A 14,738-nucleotide genomic window follows, 5' to 3' on the forward strand; every position below is an offset into this window, starting at 1 on the left:
GTAACGGTACTGGAGTCCGAACTCGCGCCCAAGGAGCAGCGTCGCTGGAGTCCGAACCCGCGTCCAAGGAGCAGCGCGTCACTGGAGTCCGTAAGAAAAACTAACTTTGGCAGTGGACTATTCATATGCTATATGTTACTAGTTCAACCTTGCATGTTCTTCAAATAAAAAATTGCAATTTGCGTACGATCGCGGAGCTCTAATTTGCTTAATATATCCGTTATGTAATTTTTGACGGTGCCCTCGCTTAAAAAAAGTTGTCCGGCGATTTCTTTGTTGCTATGCCCCTCAGCGATAGAAGCCACTACAGCCAGCTCTGTTTTGGTCAATCCGAAGGATTCCAGTGGCTGTACCTGTGGCAATTCTTGCCGTGCCGTAGGCTGCAGAAAGGTTGCCAGCTTGCGGGCGATATCAGGGTGGATAAGCATGTTCCCTTCAAAAACCGTTTTAATGCCCTGGATGATCCGGTCTGGCGGTATGTTTTTGAGCAAATATCCACTAGCTCCGTTACGCAGTGCCTCAATGATATATTCATCGTCGTCGAAGGTGGTCAGCATCAATATTGCAATTTGCGGAAAAGCCTGCTTAATCTTCTCCGTTCCTTCAACGCCACCGCAGCCGGGCATGCGGATATCCATCAGAGCCACATCGGCCATTAATCCTTCTTGAAGTAATTCTAAAGCCTCGTTACCTTCACAAGCTGCTCCAACAACTTCAATATCTGGGTCCATCCCTAGCAATACTTGCAGACTTTGGCGAATAAAGGGGTCGTCATCAACAATTAACACTTTAATCATTAGCATGGCTCCTTTCGTTATACAATCTCATCTTGCTTATAAATGGGCAGCCGCGTAATGACTGTAAAATGTGGCTCCTGCCTTAGTTCGAGTGTTCCACCGATCAGATGAGTGCGCTCGTACATGCCTTTCATCCCGTCCCCACCACTCCCCAATAATTTGCGGAGCTTCTCTTCTTCTGGAAGTGATCCATTGTTGCTAACCTCCATAGTGATTCCTGCTTGCACATAGTCAATTTTGATCCGGATGGACGTTGCTTTTCCATGCCGCAAGGCGTTAGTTATAGCCTCACGGGCGTTTTTGTACAGGATCACTTGAATACTAGGATAGAGCGGATAAGGTATGCCTTGTACTTGGTATGAGGTCTCGATCCCCGTCTCACGCCCAATCTCTTCGAGCAGCCGGTCTAACGCATAAGCTCCCTCAAGCTTCGGGGTATAGTTGATACGTTTAACTGCGGACCGCATATCGTCCATGCTAGCCGACAGCTGGTCACGAATCAATTCCATCATTTGCATTCCGCTCTCGGGAGAGGTGGGCAAGGTCTGGAGGGCGGCCTCCATCATCATTTTAATCCGGATTAACCGGTGGCCGATATCGTCATGGAGCTGGCGTGAGATTCGGACGCGCTCTTTGGACTGGGCAGACTCTTCTACTTGCGCGCTGAACTCCAGCAGGCGGTTGCGAGCTTCATCAAGCTCGAAATGCTTTTTGCGCAACTCATCATATAGAAGAAGAGTGTCTTCGCGCCGCTGGCCAGCTTTCAATAATAGCTTATTTAGGTAGGCAGTGAGCAGAAATGAAAGGTTAATGTAAGTCACTACGAGCGATGGAGAATTCTGGAGTGCAACGTTCAAAGCTATCAGATGTACACCTGTGAACACGTAAGGCACCGCTTTAGGCTGGAGTCTGGAATAATAAAGCAGTGCTGATATAGCAGGAAAAATCATCATGCTGCCATATTGATAACATAACCAGGCCGTGAACAAGATTTCAATGATACTAATCAAAGCATGAATGGATCGAGGGAGCTTTGGCACCATGACCACAAGGAATAGAAGCATCAGGATATGCAGCGTGAAGATTCCATAATCGTTATATTGATAGACATAAATGGTAATAAACGCAGGGATTAAGATGAGTCCGTAACGCAATAAGTTTAGCTCTCTGGGCACGCCTTAGTCATCCTTTATGTTTTTTAATAATCTTAGCATATTATCCCACTACTTCAGGAGATGACTTTAGTCACCTTCAAAAAATGACCTTTCGTACATCCGTAAAAATTCAACCTAGAATAAAATTGAAAATATAGAAGCACACACGACAGGGGAGATAAAAGATGGCAATCGCGGTGTTGACCGATGTGGTGAAACGGTATGAGAACAAATTAACGGTAGATCATGTGAATGTTACGATTCAAGCAGGAGAGATCTTTGGCCTGCTAGGGCCGAATGGGGCGGGCAAAAGTACAACTATAAGTATGATTTGCGGCCTGCTAAAGATTGATAGTGGAGACATTGTTATTGATGGGTTATCAGTCTCTTCGTATGCACTGGAGGTTAAGAAAAAGATCGGCTTAGTTCCGCAGGATTTGGCTTTGTACAATACAATGACAGCAGCTGAAAATGTAACTTTTTTCGGAAGATTGTATGGCTTGCGGGGAAAATTGCTGAAAGAGCGGGTGGCGGAAGCTCTTGCTTTCACAGGACTTAGTGACCGGGCCAAAGAAAAACCAGCCACCTTCTCCGGAGGGATGAAAAGACGTTTGAATATCGCTTGTGCCATCATGCATCATCCAAAGCTGATTATTATGGATGAGCCGACCGTAGGGATTGATCCGCAGTCTCGTAATCATATCCTTGAGTCGGTCAAAGAGCTGAATCGACTTGGCTCAACTGTCATCTACACTAGTCATTATATGGAAGAGGTTGCAGCCATTTGTGATCGGGTAGCGATTATGGATAAGGGACATATCATTGCTTGTGGCACGGAAAAGGAGCTGCGGGAACGGGTTTCTCAAGAAGAAAAAATAGTGGTCAAAGCAACGAACATCACCCCGGAGCTAATCAATGAGCTTAGTCTACACCCGCGGATCACGAGAGTGGAAAGTAAAGAGGGAACGGTAGAAATGTATCTCCCCTCCTCACAGGATGAGCTGCAGGATATCTTATTTATTTTTGCTAAACATGAAGGCGTTATTGGTTCTTTAAATATTGAGGAGCCGGATCTGGAGACATTATTCCTTAGTTTGACAGGACGGACATTGCGAGATTAAAGGAGGGAGAGAACGTTTTGAGAAATATTTGGACAATTATGATTTATGAGCTTCGCAGGCTGTTTATTTCACGCTCAATCATCATTAATATGTTTCTGCTACCGCTGCTTTTGATCTTTCTGCTGGGTGCTTCCCTCTCCAGTGTAATCGGTGATAAGGCAGCGTCTAAGATTGACCCTGTACGTGTTGGTGTAGTTAATCTTTCTGGAGAAGGGTATGAAAGCTCGGCGATGATAGACAGCTTTTTGAAGACGCCGGAGCTTAAGGATATCATTATTCCGGTCAAAGTAGGGAGCCGAGAGACAGCGGAAAGCGGCCTGCGCGCCGGGAAATATGGTTATGCGGTTATTGTTCCCCTAGGCTTCGATAAGAAAGTACAAAGCGGCGAAACTGCACAGTTAGAGTTTGTTCTGGGCAAAGATCGGACAGATAACATGGTTGCGGGGACGGTATTCGATAACTTTTTGAACAATATTAACTATAAGCAATCCGTAGCTATGACGTTGGGTCCAGAAGCTTTGACTGCTACTGCACCAAGTTTGGGAGAGCAGCCTTCTGTTAAGGTTGGGGCGCTCAGTGAAGGTGGCCGATCCTATACAGCCTCCCAATTCTATGCGGTATCCATGATGCTGATGTTTCTGCTATATAGCGGTTTGACCGTCAGCAGCTCTCTTTTTAATGAAAAAGAAAATCACACCCTCTTCCGAATAACCTCAATGCCGGTAAAAGGTTCTGAGCTGTTTATTGGTAAAATGCTAGGCGTAGGGGTTGTAAGTGTAGTGCAGTGCGCAGCGATTATTATCCTGACTCATTTGTTGTTTGGCGTAAATTGGGGCAATCGTCCGGGCTTGCTGCTGCTCTTCTGTCTCTTAATGATCATAGCTTCCATGACATTATCGATTGTTATTTCAATGTTTTGCAAAACTAAAGCAAGTGCAGGAAGTATTGTTAATGTTATCACTGTGGTCATGACCTTCATTAGTGGAGGGATGGCTCCACTTCCGGAATCATGGGTGAACTCGGTCGGGGCATTTACCCTGAATCACTGGGTACTACAAGCTGTTCTAAAAATGATGCTGCATGCAGAGGTCTCAGAGATTTTGCCGAATCTGCTGGTCTTGTCGATCATCTGTCTGGTTCTATTCAGTGCAGCGGTTATCTCGTACCGGAAGGTAGGTTACCATGGATAAGATCTTAACGATTGCTTGGAATATGGTGAAAAGAACGATTGGTTCTCGGAATGGGCTGCTTTCGTATATTCTTCTGCCATGTCTTGTCGTGGCCGGGGTAGTAGCAATTAGTGGAAGTATGGGTGAGAGACCGGCTACTATTTTATATTCGAATATGGACGATGGTGCAGCGGGCAAACATTTGCTTACCGAGCTGGAGAATACCGGTGATTATAAGCTGGTAGAGAAGACAGATGAGGCTGATTTGAGGGAGAGTATTATCGATCAGAACGGAGAAACCGGTATTTTGATACCGCAAAACTTCACCTCCGCACTGCTTGCTGGAGAAGAGCCACAAATTAGTGTGTATGAGCTTAAGGCTACTGAAACATCCATTATGGTAAAAATGAAAATCAGTGTAATTGCTGATGAAATGCGAAACACTGCTGGACTAATTGGAGCAGCTCGGACTGAGGCTACGGACTCGGACTCACAGTTTGCTGCCGTAATGCAAAGAGCTGAGCAACATAGTGTAGGCAGTATAAGAACAGATTATGATTTATATCCCAAAGAGGGCTTAAGCATCGTCACAGGATTTACTTTGATGTTCTTAATGGGGCTGGTTACAAGTTCAGTGTCGCTTATTATGGATGATCGAAGAGAACGAACAATGAAACGTATGTTCAGTGCCCCGGTTCGTTCGTATGAGATTGCCCTCGGTAATTTTCTGGGAAGCTTCATTGTTGGGTTAATTCAAATTGTTGTAGTACTTGCTTTGGGCCGTTATGTACTGCAGTTTGACTTTGGATTACCGCTCTACTTGTATTTTTTGGTTCTTGCAGCATTTATGCTCGTTTCCATGGGCTTAGCCAGTACGGTAGCAGGTCTGATTCGCAATCCCAATAATACTGGCATGCTTAATTCGCTGATCCTGACCCCGACCTGTATGCTTGGAGGCTGTTTCTGGCCGTTATCCATTATGCCGGATTATATGCAGAAGGCAGCTAATTTTGTACCGCAAAAATGGGCGATCCAAGCGATCGATATCGCTGCTACAGGTGGAGGCTGGAATGAATTATGGCTGCCTTTTGCCATCTTGGGTCTTATGGCCGCGGTGCTGCTGGCGATTGGTTCTGCTATTCTACGTCCGAGTGAAGCCGGAATTAACGCTTAAAAAATTTACAGATCATATAGATATGCATAGCTTGGACTACTCTATTCAGGTACAATAATAGGTATCAAATGTCCCTAGTTCTTAATATGTGTAAAAGAGGGGATTTCTAGGAGGATGAGCAGATGAGCAGCAATAAATTGGCTTGGACATGGCGGGTGAAGGAAGAATGTTTAGAGGAGTATGTAGCTATGCATTTAAATCCTTGGCCAGAAATTTTGGAGGAGCACAGTAAGGCTGGTATTTCTAACTATTCCATCTTTCAGAATGGCAATCAATTTTTTTACTGTTATGAGTGTGAGGATAGTAAGGCGGCTTTTGATTACATTGCCAAAAGTGATGCCTGCAACCGCTGGAATGCGATTACCTCTAAGATGGTTGAAGGGTCATTTGATTTCAATGATGAGGTGCCTATGCAGCCCTTACGTGAAGTGTTCTATCTGAAATAAGCAATTCAATTCTAGAACAAATCAAATGTGCATAATTTATATTATCGGCGCATCTGGTTTACAGTTATTTTAAATATAGGTATAATATAATTTATAAAGTTAAATTGAATAATTATTTGTTTTTTGGAGGAGCCTGTCAACAAGGGCTCCTCTTTGTCTTTTTTTGGCTTGGAGAAGCTCCTGGTTGGCAGTTCTTATATACAACAAGGGAGTGGATTGAAAGATGGAGTTTGTTTTATATCTTATGCTGATCATATTGTTCACCAAAGTAGCTGGTGATCTATCTGTGCGGCTTGGGCAACCAGCTGTGCTAGGTAAGCTTATTGTGGGAATCATACTGGGGCCTGCGGTACTGGGCTGGGTTCAGGATGGAGAGTTTATTCATTATATCTCTGAGATCGGTGTTCTACTGTTAATGTTCATAGCGGGGCTTGAGACGGATCTGGATCAATTGCGCAAGAACTGGAAATCAGCTTTTGCAGTAGCCGTCGGTGGAATTATATTACCCTTTTTGGGTGGGTTCGCCTTAGGAGAAATGTTTGGTTTTGCTTATCATAATGCTTTGTTTATGGGCGTTATTCTTAGTGCAACATCGGTCAGCATATCGGTGCAGGTGTTAAAAGATATGAATAAGCTGAACACACGTGAAGGCTCTACAATTCTGGGGGCTGCCGTAGTAGATGATATTCTAGTTGTTATTTTGCTCGCTGTTCTGATGAGCTTTTTTGGTACAGGTACAGACGTTTCTATTGGTCTTTTAATTGGGAAAAAGGTGTTGTTCTTTGCCGTAGCGATTATTGCCGGCTGGTTCATTGTTCCTCGGGTCATGAAATGGATGGCTCCGTTGAAGGTGACAGAGGCGATTATTTCAGCAGCGTTAATGATTTGTTTCGCATTCGCCTATTTTGCTGAAATCATGGGGATGGCAGGAATCATTGGTGCCTTTGCGGCTGGGATTGCTATCTCGCAAACTTCCTTTAAGCACACGGTAGAATCCAAGCTCGAGCCGATTGCTTATTCGATTTTTGTGCCGGTCTTTTTTGTAAGTATAGGACTTAGTGTTTCCTTTGAAGGAGTAGGCAGTCAAATAGGCTTCGTGATCTTGCTTACGGTTGTTGCCATTCTGACCAAGCTGTTTGGTGGCGGTCTGGGTGCGCGTCTTACAGGCTTTGATAACCACTCGTCTGCCATTATTGGGTCTGGGATGATTTCACGGGGGGAAGTTGCGTTGATCATTGCCGCCACAGGGCTGCAAAGCGGCTTGTTACAGCAACAGTATTTTACTTCGGTCATAATTGTTGTCATTGTAACTACACTTGTAACGCCGCCACTATTGAAATTTATGTTCCGTGATCCAGTACGTGCGGAAGGGAAATAAACCATAACAAAAGGGAGTCCTGTTGGTCATTTATATGGCTAACGGGGCTCTTTTTTTATGCTCACGTTCCAGTTGCCATCATGAAGAAAAAGGACGGGGATCTGTCTACAGAAGGGGAAAGTTCCCCGTCTTAAGACTGAGTACGAAACCAGCCGTAGGGCTGTTTTGAGTTCAGCCAAAAATGACTAAACTAAATCTCGGGATGGAAATTAATACATAATCAAACAGACATAAGGGGAGTGCCAGAAATCATGTGGAGTGGAAGGGGAAAAAGAAAATGAAATGGTTAACAAAATGGTCGTTCGGTAACAAGGCTGCGGTGGGGCTTTTAGTAGTCATGGCTCTTGTGGTGGGAGGGATGAGCTACACTTCGCTACCGATGGAATTTATGCCAGAGGCGGATAATCCTCAAGTGACTGTAACTGTGCTGGGTCCTGGCCAGGATACACATGCTATGGAGACTAATGTAACGAAGCCGATAGAAGCTGGAGCAGCTTTTGTGAAAGGGAAGAAGGAAATACTGTCCACTTCCGGAGACGGATATGCGCAGGTAAATATTTTTTATGATTCGAAAACGAATATGAAGGATGCTGCGCAGGAGGTTCAGAAGGTCGTCGATTCATTGAAGTTCCCGGAAGGGGTAATGGCTCCTTTTGTACTTCAGTTGAATACCTCCATGATTCCTGTATCACAGGTTACTCTTGCTTTTGACGAAGGCCTGACTAAAGAGAATCTTAAGCTTGCGGAAGAAACTATCATTCCAGAGATGCAAAAAGCTGAAGGGGTAGCGAACGTTGCTTTATATGGTAAGGTAACTCCGCAGGTCAGCGTTAAGCTGGACCCGAAATTAATGGCTGAGAAGGGAGTCACGACTCCACAAGTATTAGGTTTACTTCAAGGACGTAATGTATCGGCATCCCTTGGGGAGCAAACGATTGGTGGGCAGACCGGCAATGTTAACGTAGTTTCTACGATAGATAGTATGGATACTTTGAAAAAGCTTCCTGTATCTGCGGGCGTTAAGCTACAGGATATCGCTGCTGTCGAATTGAAGCAGGATCAGGAAAGTGTCAGCCGTTCGAACGGGAAAGACGTTCTATTCGCCATAGTGACCAAAGAGGCTAATGCGAATGCAGTCAGTGTCGGAGATAACATTCAGGCTGCCGTAAATCATATTAATACAACCATTCCTAATGCAGAAGCAGCAGTGGTATTCAGTACATCGGATATGGTAGTTAGCTCGGTGAACAGTATGATGCGTGAGGTATTGCTAGGTGCATTATTTGCGACGATTGTGATTCTGTTGTTCCTGCGTAACCTGCGGGCTACTCTGATTACGGCAGTATCCATCCCACTTTCGTTAGCAGTCACCTTATATCTGCTGAATATTTCCGGCATAAGCTTGAATATCATTACACTCGGGGGAGTCGCGGTTGCGGTAGGCCGTTTGGTCGATGATAGTATCGTGGTGATTGAGAACATTTACCGTAGGCTGCAAAAAGAACCCTTTTCCCGTGAAATGATTATTAGTGCAACTGGGGAAGTGGCTAGAGCGATTACCTCATCAACCATTGCTACCGTAGCAGTATTTTTGCCGATGGGTCTCTTGCGTGGTAGTTTGCAAGCTTTCCTACTGCCGTTTGCTTTAACAGTGACCTATTCATTGCTTACTTCACTAGTAGTAGCTTTGACGGTTGTTCCTCTTTTAAGCTCATGGCTGCTGAGAAGAACATCAATGAAAGAACACGAACCTTCTAAATGGTTTATCCGCTTTCTGGACTGGAATCTTCGCCGTAAATGGGTTAGCTTATCGTTGGGTCTCCTGCTTCTGATTGGCTCCATTGCTGCTTATGTGACTATGCCCAAAGGGGCGCTCGATGCTTCGGATGCCAGCTATGTTTCTGTTCAGATGAATTATCCGAAGGATGTTCCTGTCAAAGATATTTTGGAAAAGGGAAAGCAGTTAGAACAAGATTTGATGAAGCAGCCACAAGCAGAAACGGTAATCATGCAATCAGGGAATAGTGCGGACGCCGCTAAGTGGGGGAGTGTTACCTCTGAAACCTTAGTGGACTATACCGTTGTTATGAAAAAAGGTGCAGATGCTCAGGCTTTTATTGATCATGTTCGTGAGGTAAAAGATTCATACACTGGAGCAACACTTGTTGCTAACCAAATGAGTATGATGGGATCCAGCTCTACCAGTGAATATATTGATATTGTCGGAGATAATCTTACAGATATTACTACTGTAGCAACAGAAGTCACCGCTAAGCTGAAGACCGTAGAGGGAATTCAAAAAGTCAGCAGCAATATGGAGGACACGAAACCTGTATTTTCCTTTAAGGTAGATCCGGCGCAAAGTAATGCGCAAGAGATTTCAATGCAGCTGTCAGCGATGCTTAATCCGATTCCAATGGGGCAAATTGAGCTCGATGGTGACGCAGCAGGTGTAGTGTTAGATCCTATGGTTCAGCCGCAAACGGAGCAGGATTTAAAAGCGCTGACGCTCATGACGGCTGAGGGGCCGAAGCCACTGTCTCAGCTCGCAACTTATGAGGTTCGGAATGAGCCTGCAATGTTGTTCCATAAAGATGGGAAGCCGTATGTACGAATTACAGCAGAGGTTGATCCGAAGAAGGTATCTGAGATCGGTGCGAATATTAAAAAAGAAACCGATAGTCTTACACTTCCGAAAGGCGTGACCTTATTTGCAGGCGGAGCGTCAGTTGATCAGTCAGAGGATTTCAACGACTTGGGCATGACGGCATTGATCTCCATCGGGTTGGTCTATCTGATTATGGTACTCACCTTTAAAACCCTTCGGGCTCCACTGGCGATTATGTTCTCCTTGCCGCTCGCAGCGATTGGTGCGATTGTTGGACTTATCGTGTCCGGTGTAACGCCTGACTTCACAGCTCTGTTCGGGGCGTTGATGTTAATAGGTATTGTTGTTACGAATGCCATTGTGCTCATTGACCGGATTAAGCAAAATGAAGCCAATATGAGTATCCACGAGGCTATTCTAGAAGCTGCCGGAACACGGATGCGTCCGATTCTCATGACGGCGATCGCCACCATCTGCGCCATGACACCGCTGCTGTTCGGCCATGCCGAGATGGGCAGCATCGTCTCGCAAAGCTTGGCGATTGTAGTCATTGGCGGTTTAACCGCAGCAACACTGCTTACGCTGATTGTAGTGCCGGCGATTTACGAGTTGTTCTACTTCCGTAAATCGGCAAAAGAGCGTAAAGGAGCAGAAAAGACTAATGCTCCGGCGCTTTAAATAAGCAAACGGCAAGCCTCCGGGTTAATGGGGCTTGCCGTTTTTTTGTTTTGTTACAAATCCCTATAAATATGGAGTTAACTTGTCTACACTAATAGCCAAAACTTTGTTTAGGAAAGGCTGAAAGGCGCTTTGCCAGATTGCAATATCCCCCCCCTGAAATAAATATTTATTTTTTAATTTTAAATATTGCTATTTTCACAACAATGTACAGAGCATTTAACATAATTATTAAGAAAGATATTATTGGAAATATTCTATTTACCGCAGAAAATGCCAATATAAATAATGAAAACAAAAGTAAAAATGGAATAGACTTTGTATACCTTCTACTGAAAATCCCTACTAAACTCTTGATGGAATTCATTCCTTTCAGGGTAGCAGATATAAATATGTTGAGCATGATTTCTCGCTAGTCTCAGACTCCATTGTGAAATTTTTTTCTAATCAACGAATATCCCTATTTTCATAGAAAAAATGGATTTCGTATATATTCTAGGTAGGATATAGACAAGTGGTAATTGTTATGCTCTATTCTTTTTTGACGAAATTCCAAGAATACAGGACAGGTGAAAATTTCTTATCAAATAATCGGCCATAGAAAAATAACCCAAACAATGTTATTTCAATTCTTACTAATCTCCCACAACCCTAACTAATTATGTCATTGTTTTCCTTTGAAGGGAGTGATATGATATGCTCTGTTTCATTAATACCATAAGTTGGGAGAATGGATTGTTTGAATATTGTTGAATGCGAACGTGCCTGGTTTACGGTAGATGATGTAGATAAAGAATCTAATAATTCCGTGTGTGAATTTTGCCAACCCTGGAGTAACCTCAAAACAGAAAAATCCTTTTCTATAGAAGAGCTGGTTCCCTGCGAGATTTTAGTTGAAGTATTACATTCAGAATTGGCGAAAGTAATGGAATTTCTCTTATTGCCCTTTGTCTTTTTCTTAACAGATCGAGCCGGCAATATTATTAATATTGTCAGTCCATTCGAAACGTTTCAGGAGAAAGTAGATCATTATGGAATTAGGAGTGGAACTAATCTTTCGAAGCAAATCTCTGGAGTGAATGCAGTTTCTTTAGCGATGGAGGTTGAGTCAATTGCAGTAGTGCGTGGAGAAGAGCATAGTATGCCAATGTTTAAAGAGTGGAATTGTGTATGCGCTCCTATAATGATAAATGATTGTATATGTGGATATATAGACATCTCATTTGAAGCCGAGAGGCAACTTGGTTTTTCGATTCTCTTTATTAAACAATTATCCGAAAAGATTGTGTTGAAGTTGAAGGAACGAAGCCCGAAGTTAATTGAGTACATATTTCAGGAGAAGTGTGATTTATATCGATTATCCCCTAGAGAGAGAGAGGTAGCGTATCACTGGGCACTAAGAAAAGGGGCGCTGCAAATTTCCAACGACCTTAATGTGAAAGAGGGAACTGTGCGGAATATCGTTAAGAGTATTTACAGTAAGATGAATATCAGCGAGAGATGGGAATTGATTGAAAGATTGGCCATTGTGGTCCCAACTATTTAGGAACTGTTCTATATCCGTATCAGCCAGAGAACGTAGGGGAAGCGGGTAAGATTGAGCTCCGGCGCTTTAGATAAGCAAACGGCAAGCCTCCGGGTTAATGGGGCTTGCCGTTTTTTTGTTTTGTTACAAATCCTTATAATTATGGAGTTAACTTGTCTACACTAATCGGATAGGTCTGATCCAGCATCCATTTGCCTGCTTTGGATTTCTTCAGCGTTGTGACAGAGGTGGAGCGGTTATCCTGAAACTCAGGACCCTTAAGCTTGATGCTCGTCTGAACCATATATACGGCTGCGGTATCCTGGGTATAATGAATGATTTTGGCAGATTCCAGAGTGAACTTTAGATCATAGACTGTGAAAATTTGGCTGAAGAGCTGTTTGGTTTGTTCGAGAGCAGGGGACTCAGGATCAATAGTAGATAGCACACCTTGAATATTCTCTGCATTGGTATAGTCCAAGTTGCTCTTAAGCACAGCTAATATATCCGTTTCATCCGACTTCGTCACAGCTGGCTTAGCGTTCAGCAGTTTATCTGGGAGTATATATTGTACGCCTTTAATCTGCAGGTTGTTGATTTTCCAGTCTTCAGTGCTGGCAGTACGCGTTAAGCTATAAATATATTCAGAGGTATTGTCTAAGGTGAATGGACCGCTGAGGTGTGTAGTCGTTTCAACGGTGTGAACCGTAGCCTCTGTGGGTTGAAGGCTGATAACCTCTAATTGATCAAGTGAAGTGGTCAGATCGTATTGTTCCATTTGGCTCTTAATCTGTGGCCCGATGATCACAAGAGGAGACTTGCTATCGATTAGGCTCATGAACCCTTCATAATTCTCATTGTTGGTATAGGTTACGTATTTTTCAAAAAAAGCATTGATTTCCTGCGGGTTTACCTGGTTAGTCTTGCCTGTAATGGTTACTGTCTTCGAGTGTGCATTCCAGGAGACTTCATTACCTGTAGCCTCCCCAACGAAGCGCAGCGGAATGTAAGTGGAATTATTGATGAGCTTAGGGGCAACAGAAAGTTGGGTTATTACACCATTGACGCTGGCCTGCTTGCTGCCTAGTTGCAGTGTAATCGTAAGCCCTTCCTTAGTACCCGTTATGGTACCTGTGGTTTGATTCCAATCGATTGAAAGTCCTAGTTTTTCAAAAACCGGGCGAAAAGGAACGACAATTGTACCATTATCATTGAAGGGAGCCTGTCCCTTCAGTGCGAGCTGTTGCTGATTGATCTGAATGGAGATTGGCTTCTCTGCGGCATGGACAGGCCAGGCGATAGCGGTAGAAAGAAGAGTTGCTGCGATTAGGCTAGATATGGTTTTCATCTTGTGATATCTCCTTTGGGTTATGAATGATAAATTAATGGTTATTAGAGGATAACTCCACTAAGAGCCAAAGTAACTTTTGCTTGGAATAAACCGTACTTTACTTTTTGCTTATCGAATTGCCGATTTAAGTTTAGTAAATCCAGCTTGTCCTGATCTGCCTGAGCCGCTGAGATTAACCCGCTATTTAGGAGAGTATCATTATCCTGGGAGACGCGTACGAGTTCCAATTGCTGCTCTTTTAGTTCTGAATATTCAAAATCAATTTCATTTGCTTCCGGCTTATAACTAGCCAGTTTTTCTTCGAGTTGTTGTTGTACTATATTTTTGTGTGCAATCTGGCTAGACCATAGGACTGAATAATAAGTGATGAGTTCAGCATCGGAAGCTTTAGCTGCGTCAAGATTATCTTTGGCGAGTGTGATACGTGCATCTTCTTCGCGTAAATCATAATTACTAGAGAGGCTAATTACTGTATTACAATTCACAGGCTCTGGTGTACTGGAAATGACATCATCTAGAAGGACTTCTGAATAGGATGATAATCCTAACTCAAGCTTAAATTGTTCTAACTGAGCTTCATAACTTCGAAGGTTACGTTCAAAAATAGATTTTTGTACTATGTTTTTACGATTAAAATCGTCCAAACTTCTCTTAGACAGAAGACCATGCTCATAGGACCGCAAGGTATCCTCAGACTGTTGAAACCAATATTGGCTTTCTTGTTTGTCATATTCAATCGTTTTTTTTAGAGAAGAGAGTTGATAATATTTCTGCACAGCATAGTAGCGGATGAGGGCTTCTGTTTTTTGAAGTCGTAACTGATTAATTACTTTATCTGTTTCTAATGTGCGTAACTGGTCATGAAATTCCTTAAGCTGCACTGTTTTAGTCTCTTGATTGTAACTGTTTTGGCTTTCATTCTGAGCGCTAACCCATTGATTCAGAGATGTGTTAATCATAATTTGAATGAGAATGGATTGATTGACCCCTGCCTGTTCTTCTTCACTTAAATCACCGTAACCAGGAATACTATTGATAAAAATATCAGGATTTACTGGCAGCAGCCCGCTGGTTGTGACTACATTTTTTTGCTCCAACTTTTTCTCTTCAGATGATACATATGAAAATTTGGAATCCGTTTCTGCAATATTCCATTGTGAGAGCTTGATATCTACATAGTTAGTTAATGCTAACTGGATTGCTTCTTCCATGGAAAGCGATTTTATTGCGCTGGATACCTGCGTATCAGCATAAACTGTAATGGAATGCGGCAATAGGAGTAATAAGAAGGAGAGTATCAAGAGAGCTGATTTCTTTAACATTTAGCTGGCAACCTC

11 protein-coding genes are annotated in these 14,738 nt (G+C 43.3%); 7 read left to right on the forward strand and 4 right to left on the reverse strand.

The features are described 5' to 3' along the window. Positions 1–143: 143 nt before the first annotated feature. The gene (locus tag MKY14_RS29330) at positions 144–797 is read right to left on the reverse strand and encodes a response regulator transcription factor (RefSeq protein ID WP_280753169.1); all 654 of its coding nucleotides are present in this window, start codon (positions 795–797) and stop codon (positions 144–146) included. Positions 798–814: 17 nt separating this feature from the next. After that, complete coding sequence (locus MKY14_RS29335; RefSeq protein ID WP_340977965.1) at positions 815–1,972, reverse strand: sensor histidine kinase; 1,158 nt, start codon at positions 1,970–1,972, stop codon at positions 815–817. Between the two features lie 164 nt (positions 1,973–2,136). Here MKY14_RS29335 and MKY14_RS29340 point away from each other — a divergent pair, with 164 nt between their 5' ends. The 7 genes from MKY14_RS29340 to MKY14_RS29370 all read left to right on the forward strand — a co-directional run bounded on the left by MKY14_RS29340 (position 2,137) and on the right by MKY14_RS29370 (position 12,071). Continuing rightward, entirely contained in the window at positions 2,137–3,072 is a 936-nt protein-coding gene (locus MKY14_RS29340; protein WP_036678569.1) for an ABC transporter ATP-binding protein, read from the forward strand. A gap of 17 nt (positions 3,073–3,089) precedes the next feature. After that, a complete protein-coding gene (locus MKY14_RS29345) occupies positions 3,090–4,262 on the forward strand; it encodes an ABC transporter permease (RefSeq protein WP_248549033.1) in 1,173 nt (390 codons plus the stop codon). Continuing rightward, positions 4,255–5,415 (forward strand): ABC transporter permease, encoded by a 1,161-nt coding sequence (locus tag MKY14_RS29350; protein ID WP_340977967.1) that lies wholly within the window; start codon positions 4,255–4,257, stop codon positions 5,413–5,415. Before MKY14_RS29345 ends, MKY14_RS29350 begins: the two co-directional genes overlap by 8 nt. Before the next feature lie 122 nt (positions 5,416–5,537). After that, a complete protein-coding gene (locus tag MKY14_RS29355; protein WP_038573529.1) occupies positions 5,538–5,861 on the forward strand; it encodes an L-rhamnose mutarotase in 324 nt (107 codons plus the stop codon). 223 nt (positions 5,862–6,084) lie between these two features. Continuing rightward, entirely contained in the window at positions 6,085–7,239 is a 1,155-nt protein-coding gene (locus tag MKY14_RS29360) for a cation:proton antiporter (protein ID WP_076123814.1), read from the forward strand. 277 nt (positions 7,240–7,516) lie between these two features. Then, positions 7,517–10,525, forward strand: a complete 3,009-nt coding sequence (locus tag MKY14_RS29365; protein WP_076282445.1) for an efflux RND transporter permease subunit — start codon at positions 7,517–7,519, stop codon at positions 10,523–10,525. Positions 10,526–11,264: 739 nt separating this feature from the next. Then, a complete protein-coding gene (locus MKY14_RS29370) occupies positions 11,265–12,071 on the forward strand; it encodes a helix-turn-helix transcriptional regulator (RefSeq protein ID WP_340977970.1) in 807 nt (268 codons plus the stop codon). Positions 12,072–12,210: 139 nt separating this feature from the next. Here the strand turns inward: MKY14_RS29370 and MKY14_RS29375 are convergent, their stop codons facing one another. Further along, positions 12,211–13,398, reverse strand: a complete 1,188-nt coding sequence (locus MKY14_RS29375; RefSeq protein WP_076123809.1) for a copper amine oxidase N-terminal domain-containing protein — start codon at positions 13,396–13,398, stop codon at positions 12,211–12,213. Between the two features lie 44 nt (positions 13,399–13,442). Beyond that, positions 13,443–14,723, reverse strand: coding sequence for a hypothetical protein (locus tag MKY14_RS29380; protein ID WP_076123808.1), 1,281 nt, complete (start codon positions 14,721–14,723; stop codon positions 13,443–13,445). Positions 14,724–14,738: the final 15 nt, after the last annotated feature.

The organism is Paenibacillus sp. FSL R5-0887 (genome assembly GCF_038002305.1).
GTDB lineage: Bacteria > Bacillota > Bacilli > Paenibacillales > Paenibacillaceae > Paenibacillus_AQ > Paenibacillus_AQ odorifer.

Coding starts and splice junctions, on each gene's coding strand:
- MKY14_RS29330 (WP_280753169.1), bottom strand. CDS start 797: ATGATTAAAGTGTTAATTGTTGATGACGACCCCTTTATTCGCCAAAGT.
- MKY14_RS29340 (WP_036678569.1), top strand. CDS start 2,137: ATGGCAATCGCGGTGTTGACCGATGTGGTGAAACGGTATGAGAACAAA.
- MKY14_RS29350 (WP_340977967.1), top strand. CDS start 4,255: ATGGATAAGATCTTAACGATTGCTTGGAATATGGTGAAAAGAACGATT.
- MKY14_RS29355 (WP_038573529.1), top strand. CDS start 5,538: ATGAGCAGCAATAAATTGGCTTGGACATGGCGGGTGAAGGAAGAATGT.
- MKY14_RS29360 (WP_076123814.1), top strand. CDS start 6,085: ATGGAGTTTGTTTTATATCTTATGCTGATCATATTGTTCACCAAAGTA.
- MKY14_RS29365 (WP_076282445.1), top strand. CDS start 7,517: ATGAAATGGTTAACAAAATGGTCGTTCGGTAACAAGGCTGCGGTGGGG.
- MKY14_RS29375 (WP_076123809.1), bottom strand. CDS start 13,398: ATGAAAACCATATCTAGCCTAATCGCAGCAACTCTTCTTTCTACCGCT.
- MKY14_RS29380 (WP_076123808.1), bottom strand. CDS start 14,723: ATGTTAAAGAAATCAGCTCTCTTGATACTCTCCTTCTTATTACTCCTA.